Origin of the sequence: Dactylosporangium sp. NPDC051485, from assembly GCF_040682015.1 — a bacterium.
Lineage (GTDB): Bacteria > Actinomycetota > Actinomycetes > Mycobacteriales > Micromonosporaceae > Dactylosporangium.
Map to the genome: position 1 here is coordinate 1 of NZ_JBFAZW010000197.1, position 10,726 is coordinate 10,726.

11 protein-coding genes and 1 pseudogene are annotated in these 10,726 nt (G+C 71.2%); 3 read left to right on the plus strand and 9 right to left on the minus strand.

Annotation, left to right across the window (positions count from 1 at the left end; all coding sequences use genetic code 11):
• Positions 1-721, minus strand: a pseudogene (locus tag AB0M46_RS49890) (hypothetical protein); the annotation flags it as partial.
• Positions 722-1,390: 669 nt separating this feature from the next.
• On the opposite strand from AB0M46_RS49890, the gene AB0M46_RS49895 reads away from it, so the two are divergent.
• Positions 1,391-1,561 (plus strand): hypothetical protein, encoded by a 171-nt coding sequence (locus AB0M46_RS49895; protein ID WP_363348539.1) that lies wholly within the window; start codon positions 1,391-1,393, stop codon positions 1,559-1,561.
• Between the two features lie 178 nt (positions 1,562-1,739).
• On the opposite strand, the gene flhA is transcribed toward AB0M46_RS49895, so the two are convergent.
• On the minus strand, positions 1,740-3,788 hold the full coding sequence (gene flhA, locus AB0M46_RS49900; RefSeq protein ID WP_363348541.1) for a flagellar biosynthesis protein FlhA: 2,049 nt from the start codon (positions 3,786-3,788) through the stop codon (positions 1,740-1,742).
• 107 nt (positions 3,789-3,895) lie between these two features.
• Between flhA and AB0M46_RS49905 the strand changes: the two genes are divergently transcribed.
• Together AB0M46_RS49905 and AB0M46_RS49910 are read left to right on the plus strand one after the other, a co-directional pair.
• Positions 3,896-5,155 carry an HDOD domain-containing protein gene (locus tag AB0M46_RS49905; RefSeq protein WP_363348543.1) on the plus strand — a complete coding sequence of 420 codons (1,260 nt, stop codon included), beginning with the start codon at positions 3,896-3,898 and terminating at the stop codon, positions 5,153-5,155.
• A 17-nt stretch (positions 5,156-5,172) separates the two neighbouring features.
• Positions 5,173-6,273, plus strand: coding sequence for an EscU/YscU/HrcU family type III secretion system export apparatus switch protein (locus AB0M46_RS49910; RefSeq protein ID WP_363348545.1), 1,101 nt, complete (start codon positions 5,173-5,175; stop codon positions 6,271-6,273).
• A 127-nt stretch (positions 6,274-6,400) separates the two neighbouring features.
• Here AB0M46_RS49910 and AB0M46_RS49915 read toward each other — a convergent pair whose 3' ends face one another.
• The 7 genes from AB0M46_RS49915 to AB0M46_RS49945 form a co-directional block, all read right to left on the minus strand.
• A complete protein-coding gene (locus AB0M46_RS49915; protein WP_363348548.1) occupies positions 6,401-7,168 on the minus strand; it encodes a flagellar biosynthetic protein FliR in 768 nt (255 codons plus the stop codon).
• 4 nt (positions 7,169-7,172) lie between these two features.
• Complete coding sequence (gene fliQ / locus AB0M46_RS49920) at positions 7,173-7,448, minus strand: flagellar biosynthesis protein FliQ (RefSeq protein WP_363348550.1); 276 nt, start codon at positions 7,446-7,448, stop codon at positions 7,173-7,175.
• Positions 7,449-7,466: 18 nt separating this feature from the next.
• Positions 7,467-8,267 (minus strand): flagellar type III secretion system pore protein FliP, encoded by an 801-nt coding sequence (gene fliP / locus AB0M46_RS49925; RefSeq protein WP_363348552.1) that lies wholly within the window; start codon positions 8,265-8,267, stop codon positions 7,467-7,469.
• Entirely contained in the window at positions 8,264-8,578 is a 315-nt protein-coding gene (gene fliO / locus AB0M46_RS49930) for a flagellar biosynthetic protein FliO (protein WP_363348554.1), read from the minus strand. Before fliO ends, fliP begins: the two co-directional genes overlap by 4 nt.
• 13 nt (positions 8,579-8,591) lie before the next feature.
• Entirely contained in the window at positions 8,592-9,341 is a 750-nt protein-coding gene (gene fliN / locus AB0M46_RS49935; protein ID WP_363348556.1) for a flagellar motor switch protein FliN, read from the minus strand.
• On the minus strand, positions 9,338-10,354 hold the full coding sequence (locus AB0M46_RS49940; protein WP_363348558.1) for a flagellar motor switch protein FliM: 1,017 nt from the start codon (positions 10,352-10,354) through the stop codon (positions 9,338-9,340). The genes fliN and AB0M46_RS49940 overlap by 4 nt, the downstream gene beginning before the upstream one ends.
• Before the next feature lie 122 nt (positions 10,355-10,476).
• Positions 10,477-10,726, minus strand: a 250-nt coding sequence (locus AB0M46_RS49945; protein WP_363348560.1) for a flagellar basal body-associated FliL family protein, incomplete at its 5' end; no start/stop codon positions are given.

The following is a 10,726-nucleotide window of genomic DNA, read 5'->3' on the forward strand; positions in this document are numbered from 1 at the left end:
GAGGCCGTCGTGGCCACGACCGTGCACTTCGCCGAGCCCGACGACGACGAGATCGCCGCCTACGTGGCATCGGCGACCCGACCGGCGGCAGTGGCCCCCAGCCGGATGTGGCCGCGTGCGTTGCGCCGCCCGCCGTGGTCCTGTGCGCCGCGGTGCCGGGGGTGCCCGATGGTGGTGGTGGGCCCCAGTTGGGCGTGGTTGCGTGTGGTGCGTTGCCGGGTGTGGCCGATGGTGGTGGTGGGCCCCAGACGGGCGTGGTCGCGTGTGGTGTGGTGCCGGGGGTGCCCGATGGTGGGGGCGGGCCCCAGTCGGGCGTGGTTGCGTGTGGTGCGTTGCCGGGCGTGGCCGAGGGTGGGGGCGGGCCCCAGCCGGAGCCGGTCGCCGGTTGTTCCGGGGTGCTTGCGGCGCGCACGCCCCACTGGCTGGCCGCGGCCCAGACGTCGTCGGGGGACCAGTCGGCGGGCGTGGGCACGTCCCAGTCCTGGGCGCCCAGCCGGTCGAGGTCGCTCCAGTCGGCATCCTCGGGATTCGGCAGGTGGTGGGTCGCCAGGGCCGGGGGCGTTGCCGGGGTCCAGGTCGTGGCGCGTAGTTCGGGCGGCTTGCCTCCGGTGGGACCGGTCGGCTTGGCTGGGGTTGCCTCGGCGGGGGCGCCCTGGCGGCCGGCCTGGGTGGCGCCGAGCTTCGCCACCGGCTGGTCGGCGCCGGGCCGGAAAGGACGCACCGACGGCGCCGTGGACTCTGCAGGCTTCCCCGCCGCGGGCCCAAACGGTCCGCCGGACGTGGGCGTTCCCGGCGGTGACGCGGTACGGAGCGAGGGCACGGCCGACGAGGGTGCGCCGCCTCGCGGCAATCCTGTCGGCGCGCCGTTTCCAGCGGTGGCCGCACCGGCGGCGGTCGCGGCGGTCCGTGGCGGTCCGGGCGGTGCGGCGTTCTCGGCGGTGGCCGCCCCTGTGGTGGTCCGCGGTGATCCGGGTGGCACGGCGGTTCCGGCCCCAGCCGCCCGGGCCGGCCCGGGCGGCTCAGCCGCGCCGGAAGTAGCGGCGGCCCCGGAGGTAGCGGCGGCGCTGGAGGGAGTGGCGGCGCTGGAGGGAGTGGCGGCACCTGAAGCGGCGGCGGCCCTGGAAGGAGTGGCGGCACCTGAGGCGGCGGCCCCGGAAGGAGCGGCCGCGCCGGAAGGAGCGGCGGCCCCGGAAGGAACAGCGGGTCCTGAAGCGGCGGCGGCCCCGGAAGGAGTGGCACCGGGCGGCGGCGGAGGTGTTTTGCCGGTCGCGGACTTCGCCGGGTTGGACTTGGACTTCGTCGGTGCCTTGCCGGCCGGGGGCTCGCCGCCCAGCAAGCGGCTGAGGGCGTCGGCGGCGGTGGCGGGGCGCTCGTACGGTACCGCGGCCGGGTGTTGCGTTTCCTGCTGCGCCTCGGCGAGCAATTCGGCGAATGCGGAAGTCGCCGTCGGATTCTCGCCCCGGCGCTCCGCGGCGTCGGCCATCGCGGCCAGATCCTCGATGGTGATCTGGCGTTTCGGCGTGTCGGCTTGGCCGGGCTCGGCGGTTGGTGGTTGAGTTGAACCAGCGGCGGCGGACGGAATGTCGCCGGCGTCGGGGACCTCGACCGTCAGCTCATATTTCTGGGTGCCGAAAAGGCCGCCGACGCCACCGGAGCGGACCTTTTCCGCCGAGATGATGACAGCGTCGGGCCCGTGCTCGTCGCGGACTTGCGCGAGCAGTTCTTCGAGGTCACGACCCTCAAGCAGCAACCGGGTAGGCACCGTTCACCACCCCAATAGTCTCAATTCGCAGCGTACTCCCGGTGATCTCTGAGTACGACAAAACCGGCAAACGCGGAAGCGCCATCTGCACCAGGCGGCGCAGCGCGTTGCGCAGTTGTGGGGAACATACGAGGACCGGGCTCACGCCGCGTTCCTCGCCCTGTTCGGTGAGGCGCGTGAGGTCGGCCAGCATGGCCTCGGCGCGCGCGGTGTCGATGAGCAGCTGCAATCCGTTGTCGGTCGGGCGCATCGATTCCAGCAGTTGCTGCTCCAACCGCGGCTCCAGCGTGATGGCGGTGAGCATGCCGTCGTGCGAGTAGCGGTTGGCGATCGCCGGGCCGAGCGAGGCCCGGGCCGCCTCCAGCAGCGAGTCCGCGTCGGTCGACTGCTTGGCCTGCAGCGACAGGGACTCGAAGATGCGCACGAGGTCGCGGATGGGCACGCCCTCGTCGAGCATGCCCTGCAGCACCTGCTGCACCTGGCCGAGGCTGAGCGCCGACGGGGTCAGCTCCTCCACGACGGCGGGGTTGCTGCGCTTGACGACCTCGGTCAGCGCGCGTACGTCCTCGCGGCCGAGCAGCCGGCTGGCGTGGATGCGCACGATCTCGGCGAGGTGCGTGATGATGACCGAGGCCCGGTCGACCACCGTGGCCCCGGTGAGGTCGGCCTGGTGGCGCAGCTCGGCCGGGATCCACTTGCCGGCCAGGCCGAAGACGGGCTCGACCCCTGCCCGGCCGGGCAGGAAGTCGAGGCCGTCGCCGATGGCCAGCACGGTGCCCGGCGGGGCCTGGCCGCGGCCGACCTCGACGCCGCTGATGCGCACCACGTACGTCGACAGCGGCAGCTCCAGGTCGTCGCGCGTGCGCACGGGCGGCATCACGATGCCCAGCTCCAGGGCGACCTTGCGCCGCAGGGCCCGCACCCGCTCCAGCAGGTCGCCGCCGCTCGCGTCGACGAGGTCGACCAGGTCGGGGGCCAGGGCGAGCTCCAGCGGGTCGACCCGCATCTCGCCCATGAGCGTCTCCGTCGGGTCCGGCGGCGGCAGTTCGGCCTCGGCCTCGGCCGCGGCCTGCTCCTCGGCGGTGGGCTCGGTCTGCTTGGGCAGCCGGGCCGAGATGAGCAGCACCACCCCGCCGGCCAGCAGGAACGGCAGCTTGGGCAGGCCGGGCACCAGGCACAGGGCCAGGGCCGCGCCGCCGCCGATCTGCAGGGCGCGGCGGTTCTGGCTGAGCTGGCGGCTCACCGTGGTGCCCATGTCGCCGTCGTTGGCCGAGCGGGTCACGATGAGGCCGGTCGCCACCGACAGCAGCAGCGCCGGGATCTGCGAGACCAGGCCGTCGCCGACGGACAGCAGGGAGTACGTCGAGATCGAGTCCTGCGGCGACAGCCCGCGCTGCAGCATGCCGATCGCGAAGCCGCCGATGAGGTTGACCGCCGTGATGATCATGGCGGCGATGGCGTCGCCCTTGACGAACTTCGAGGCACCGTCCATGGCGCCGTAGAAGCTCGCCTCGGCGGTGATCTCGCCGCGGCGCTTGCGGGCGGTGTTCTCGTCGATGAGCCCGGCGTTGAGGTCGGCGTCGATCGCCATCTGCTTGCCGGGCATCGCGTCGAGGGTGAACCGGGCGCCGACCTCGGCCACCCGCTCGGCGCCCTTGGTGATGACGATGAACTGGATAATGAACAGGATCAGGAAGATGACCAGGCCGACGATGAGCGAGCCGCCGACGACGAAGTGGCCGAACGCGTCGATGACGTGGCCGGCGAAGCCGTTGGTGAGCACCAGCCGGGTCGCGCTGATGTTGAGGGCCAGCCGGAACAGCGTGGCGATGAGCAGCAGCGACGGGAACGAGGAGAACTCCAGCGGCCGCTTGACGTACATGCTGACCAGGACGATGACCAGCGCCAGCGTGATGTTCGCGGCGATCAGCGTGTCGAGGATGAACGACGGCAGCGGTACGACCATCATGAGGATGATCAGGACGATGCCGATCGGCACGATGTACTGCGAAAGCCGCTTCGGCACCGCGTGCGGTTCCTCTCTCCCTCGGTCGCTGTCCCCCTGATCGGTGCCGAACGGGTACTTCTGAGGGTTTTCCTTTGGTTGCAGCGCCGGATGCCGATCCTCCGGGCGTGCAGCCCGCAGCAACGCCCTCCCCTCGCGCCGACTCCACCCAGCTGGTGCACATCGGCCGTCAGCCCATCTACGACTGGGGCGGCCACGTCATGGGCTACGAGCTGCTCTTCCGCGGCGCCGCCGACGACATCGAGGCGACCCGCCGCAGCTCCTACGCGACCAGCCAGGTCATCGTCAACGCGTTCACCGAGTTCGGGCTGGAGCAGCTGGTCGGCGGGCGCAAGTGCTTCATCAACCTGACCCGCGAGTTCCTCGTCGGCGACCTGCCGCTGCCCTTCGACCCCGACCACGCCATCCTCGAGATCCTGGAGACGGTGGAGATCGACTCGGCGGTGCTGTCGGGCACGGCGCGGCTGGTCGAGCAGGGGTACGAGATCGCCCTCGACGACTTCGTCTTCGGCCTCGGCCACGAGCGGCTGCTCGGCCTGGCCGCCTACGTGAAGCTGGACCTGCTGATCCGCGAGCCGGAGGAGCTCGCCGTGGTGGTCGACCAGTGCCGGCGATTCCCCGGGGTGAAGCTCGTCGCCGAGCGCCTGGAGACCGAGGAGCACATCCTGCTGGCCAAGCGGTTCGGTTTCGACCTGCTGCAGGGCTACGCGGTCGGCCGCCCGCAGGTGCTCAGCGCGGTCGCGCTCTCCCCGTCGCGGCTGCGCCGCCTGGAACTGCTCGGCGCGGTGACCGCCGAGGACGCGGACCTGACCAGGGTCGTCTCGATCGTGCAGAGCGACCCGGCGCTGTCCTACCGGGTGCTGCGCGCGACCAACTCGGCGGCCAGCGGCCTGCCCCGCAAGGTCGCCTCGGTGCGCGACGCGGTGGTGCTGCTGGGCTCGGCCAAGATCCGGCAGTGGGCGGCACTCATGTTGGTCAGCGACGTGGCCGAGTCGGCCGGCGAGGAGCAGCTGTCGGCCACGATGGCCCGGGCCCGGCTGTGCCAGACGGTGGCCGAGCGGCTCGGGCTGTCGGGCGAGGCGGCGTTCACCGTCGGGCTGCTGGCCGGCGTGGCCGAGCTGATCTCCGAGCCGATCGCCGAGATCGCCTCGCGCCTGCCGCTGACCGTCGAGGTGGTGGAGGCGCTCGTCGACGGGCACGGCCGGCTGGGCCAGGTGCTCGCCGTGGTCCGCGCCTACGAGCTCGCCGACGAGCAGGCCCTGGCCGCGTCGCCGGTCTCCTCCGGGGAGCTGGCCAAGGCGTACCTCGCCGCGGTGGGCTGGTCGATGAGGACGATCGAGGGCGCGCTCGGCAGCGGCGTCGTCTGAGCGAAAAAGCGTGAGCGATGGCCGGCGAGAAGACCGAGCAGCCTACTGAACAGCGAAAACAGAAGGCGCGGCGGGAAGGCACCAGGGCCCGCACGCCGGACCTCGGCGCCTGGGGCGGCGTGCTGGTGGCGAGCCTGCTGCTGCCCAGCATGGCCCGCCAGACCGTCGAGCGCACCCACGTGCTCTTCACCCGGGCCACCCAGACGTTCACCGACCCCGAGCCGGAGAAGGCCCTGGAACTGGTGAAGGCCGGCGTCAAGGACATGGTGATCATCGCCGCGCCGATCACCGTCGGGCTCTTCGCCTTCGCGATCGTCGCCGCCGCCGCGCAGGGCGGCCTGCGCCCGGCGACGAAGATGCTCAAGCCGAACTTCAAGCGGCTCAACCCCTTCGCCGGGCTGAAGAAGACCTTCGGCGGCCACGCCTGGTGGGAGTCGACCAAGTCGGTGTTCAAGGTGCTGGTGCTCGGCCTGGTCGTCTACAACAGCATGCAGAGCCTCGTGCCGGCGCTGCTGTCGGCCACGACGGTACCGCTGGAGACGGTCATCGGTCTGGTCGCGGGCACCGTGCTGCGCGTGATCCAGATCGCCGCGGCGACCGGCCTGGTGCTCGCCGTGGCCGACTACATGGTGGCCCGGCGGCGGGTCAACAAGCAGCTGCGGATGTCCAAGGAAGAGGTCAAGGAGGAGGCGAAGCGGTCCGAGGGCGACCCGCACGTCAAGGGCCAGATCCGGGCCCGGCAGCACGCGATGGCCCGCAGCCGCATGATGGCCGACGTGCCCTCCGCCGACGTGGTGGTGGTCAACCCGACGCACGTGGCGGTGGCGCTGCGCTACGAGCCGGAGAAGGGCGCGCCGCGGGTGGTGACCAAGGGGGCCGGGCTCATCGCGGCGAAGATCCGGGAGGTGGCCACCGAGCACCGGGTGCCGATGGTGCAGGACGTCGCCCTGGCCCGCGCGCTGTTCGGGGCCTGCGAGGTCGGCGACGAGATCCCGGCCCAGTTCTTCGGCGCGGTGGCCCGGGTCCTCGCCTTCATCATGCTGCTCAAGTCGAAGGGCTCCGCGGCCGGCCTGCACACGAACGTGCTCGGCCCCGGACCGGGCGAAGCGCCGGCCTGACCGAGCTAACGTGCTCGGCCCCGGACCGGGCGAAGCGCCGGCCTGACCGGGCGAACGTGCTCGGCGGCCCCGAGCCGGGGAAGCGCGGTGCTGGGCGCGGCGCGGGCGCACGAAAAGCGCGGAGGGCTCAGCCGCCCAGCAGGCGAAGCACCAGCGCGATCGAGCGGCTGGTGAGGTTGGCTATCGCGTTGGGCAGCAGCATCGTCGCGGTGCCGACGATCGTCAGGGTCAGGAAGATCTTGGCTGGGAAGCCGAAGGAGAACGGGTTCAGCGCCGGCGCGGCCCGGCTCAGCAGGCCCAGCGACACGTCGACGGCGAGCATGATGCCGACCAGGGGCGCCGCGATCTGCAGCCCGGCCAGGAACATCTGGCCCGCGCCGGTGGTCACGACCTGGGTGAAGTGCTCGAGCGACAGCGTGCCGTCGAGGGGGATGGCGCGGTACGACTGCGTGAAGCCCCGCAGGATCAGCTGGTGGGAGTCGGTGGCGTACATGATGGCCATCGTGATGAGGCCGTAGAAGCGGCCGAAGACGGCGTTGCCCTGCAGCGAGAAGGGGTCCATCGCGAACGCCAGCGCGAAGCCCCCGACCAGGTCGATGAGGTTGCCCGCGATCTGGGTGGCGGCGAAGATCAGCATGGTCAGGAAGGCCAGCGCGGCACCCACCGCGGCCTGCTCGACGGCGATCGCGACCAGCTGCCACACCGAGAGCTCCGGCGGGACCTGCGGGGCCAGCTTCGGGGCCAGGGGCAGCGCGATCGCGATCGACAGCAGCCCCTTCACCGTCGCCGGGGTGCCCCGGTTGTTGAACGGCGGGCAGAGCGCGAGCCAGACGCCGGCCCGGACGGAGGCCAGCAGGACGGCGATGACGGTGCCGAGCGACAGCTCGAGCGGCATCGGCTCAGGCGCCGTTGATGAGGTCGGGGATTCGGGCGTAGAGCTGTTCGGTGTACGCCACCATCTCGTGCAGCATCCAGTTGCCCGCGAGCACCAGGGCGGCGCCGATGGCCGCGGCCTTCGGCACGAAGCTCAGCGTGCTCTCCTGGATCTGGGTGACGGACTGGAACAGCGACACGGCGAAGCCGACGACGAGCGACGTCAGCAGGATGGGCGCGCCCAGCTTGGCGGCGATCGTCATCGCCTGCAGCGCCAGTTCGATGATCTTGGTGTCGGTCATTGCAGTGGTACCTCGCCATCAGCCTCGGTAGCTGGCGACCAGCGCGGTGAGGATCAGCCCCCACCCGTTGACCAGCACGAACAGCAGGAGTTTGAAGGGCAGGGCGATCGTGACCGGCGGGAGCATCATCATGCCCAGCGACATCAGCGCGGCCGAGACCACCATGTCGATCACCAGGAACGGGATGTAGATGACGAAGCCCATGATGAACGCGGCCCGCAGCTCGGAGAGCACGAAGGCGGGGATCAGCGTGGTCAGGGGCACGTCGTCCTTGTTCTTCGGCGCCGGCCGATCGGCGATCTTGGTGAAGAGCGCGATCTCGTCCTTGCGCGTCTGCTTGAGCATGAACTGCCGCAGCGGCTTCGAGCCGTCCTCGAACGCCACCGCCTGCGTCTTCTCGCCCTTGATCCAGGGCTGCACGCCCTGGTTGTTCACGTCGGAGAGCACCGGCGACATGATGAACAGGCTGATGAACAGGGCGAGGCCCGCCAGCACCTGGTTGGGCGGCACGTTGCTCAGCCCGAGCGCATTACGGGTGATCGATAAGACCACGAAGATTTTCGTGAACGAGGTCATCGTCAGCAGCAGCGCGGGGGCCACCGACAGCAGGGTCAGCGCGATCATGATGGTGATCGACTGGCTGGGCTTCACGCCGTTGACGTCGATGTTGACGGTACCGTCGGGCTGTCCGTCGACCGCCGGAGCGCTCGGCGCCGTCGGCGGCCTCGGCGTCGGCACCGCCGCGGCGACCCCCGGGGCCAGCAGCGGCCCCAGCACCAGGGTCAGCGCGCACATCAGCAGCAGGAGGGCGCGTTTCATGGCCGCCCGCCCCGCAGGTGCTTGAGCGCCTGCCCCACCGGGTTGGGCAGCGGCGCCGGCTCGGGGAACAGGGCGGCGTCGGCGTCGGCCAGCAGGGACACGCCGGCGTCGGTCACCCCGAGCACGAGGGCCCGGTCGGCGACCTTGACGACCGCGACCGACGAGCCGCGACTGAGCTGCTGGTGTGCCACCACGGTGAGCGTTCCTCCACCGCGGCCGCCGAGCGGGCGCCGAACCAGCCGCGCGAGCGCCCACAGTATCGCAACAACTACTGTGAGTGAGAACATGACGCGCAAAACGAGTTCGATCATGGGTTACCTGTCACTAGGCCCGATCGTTCGGGCCGACGATCTCCGTGATCCGGATGCCGAAGTTCTCGTCGATCACGACCACCTCGCCGCGCGCGATGAGCCGGCCGTTGACGAGCAGGTCGGCCGGCCCGCCGGCGGCCCGGTCCAGCTCGATCACCGCGCCCGGGGCCAGCGACAGCAGCTCGCGCACGCTCATCCGGGTCCGCCCGAGCTCGGCGGTGACCTCCATCTCGACGTCGTGCAGCAGGTCGAAGGCGGGCGGCCCGGTGCGCCCCCGCTCGCGCGTGGCCGGCTCGCCGCCGCCCCCGCCGGGCACCTCCGCGGCGACGGCCAGGGCGACCACCGCCTGCACGCCGAGGTCCGCCGGCTCCTGGGCGATCAGCGGGACCAGCACGCCGCCCGCGCCGGCCAGCTCGGCCAGAACCTGCGCGGGCTCCAGCAGTTCGCCGGGGTCGACCACGACCGGCCCCAGGACGGCCGCCGCCGCCTCCAGGGCGGGCCGGACCGCCTGGCTGAGGTCGAGGCTGCCCATCGGGGAGTTGGCCAGCGCCTCGACGAGGTCCTGCGTGACGGCGATGGCGACCTCGCCCTGCGCGGCCCCGGCGAAGCGGGCCCGGACCGCCTGGCCGGCGATCGCCACCTCGTCGACGTTCTGCGTGGGTGCACCGACGGACAGCGGAGCGCTGGCGGGCAGTAGCGCCACGGCGGCCTGCGCGGCCGCCTCGGCCCGGGCCAGCTGGGCCTCGTTGGTACCGATCGTCATCGGCTGGTCTCCTCAGCGCGGTTCTTCATGCCGAGTTGCCCGGCGGGCCGGTGGGTGGGGCGCTGGCCCGGCTGGGGGCTCGGCACCACCAGGCACGCCATGCGATTGCCCTGCGCGCCGGGCACGGCGTAGGCGAACGTGATGTCCGCGGTGACCACCGCGAGCGGCGTCGAGGTGGAGTGGGCCAGCGGTACCACGTCGCCGGGCTGCAGCCCGATCAGGTCGGCGGGGTGCATCCGGACCGGCTGGAAGCGCACGGAGACCTCGATCGGCGCGCCCTCGAGCCCGGCCACCACGTTGCGGTAGGCGGCCTCGCGGGCGGCGCGCTGCGCCTCGGTGAGCACGCCCTCGCCCCGCTCGCCCTGCAGCTTGGGGAAGATCGCCCCGAAGGGCAGGCAGATGGTGGCCATGCACTCCTCGGTGCCCACCCGCATCTCGAACGACGACACGATCACGGCGTCGGAGGCCGCGCCCGCCTGCGCGAACTGAGGGTTGTACTCGATGCTCTTCATCTCCGGCCGCAGCTGCACGACGCCCTCGAAGGCGTACCGCAGCTCGCCGAGGGTGCGGTCGATCAGCCCGTGCAGCAGCGGCATCTCGATGTCGCTCAGCGGGCGCTGCGGCTGCGGCCCACCGGGGCCGCCCAGCATGTGGTCGATGCAGGCCATGGCCGTGCTCAGGGAGAACTCCAGGATGGCGGTGCCGGGTAAGGGATCGATGGTGAACATCGCGACGACCGTCGGGCTCGACAGGCCGGCGATGTACTCGTCGTAGTTGAGCTGTTCGATGGAGACCAGGCTGATCGACGACACGGCGCGCAGGCTCGTGGTCAGCAGCGTGGCGTACTGGCGGGCGAAGGTCTCGAAGCAGATCTGCAGCGTGCGGATGTGCTCCCGGGAGAGCTTGGTCGGGCGACGGAAGTCATAGGGTTCCGGACCGGAGCTTTTGCCGCCGCGCCGGCTCATCCTGCCGGGGGCGCGGCCGCTTCCGGTCGCGGACGTTGACTGCGTCACTCTCTTACCATCGGTCTTTTTGGGTGCAGGTTGACGTAAAACGGCCGAAACGGACCTGAAGGGTTTCATCGGAAACCCCTCAGGTCCGCTCCGAAGTGGTCGGTGGGGGCGGCTGGCCCCGTTTACTGAATCACGAAGGTGGTGAAGTAGATGTCCATGACCTCCTTCTTCTTGTGCACCGTGTAGGCCTTCACGACCTTCTCGACGAGTTCCTTCTTGGCCTTGTCGCGCCCGGCGGCGGTGAGCAGCTCGTCCTCGCGCTGGTTGCTGAACTGCTCGATCGCGATGTCCAGGGCCTTGCTGCCGTCGGGGGGTTCGGCGGCCTCGGTGGTGGCCTGGAGGGTCATCTTGAGTTTGAGGTAGTGCCCGTCG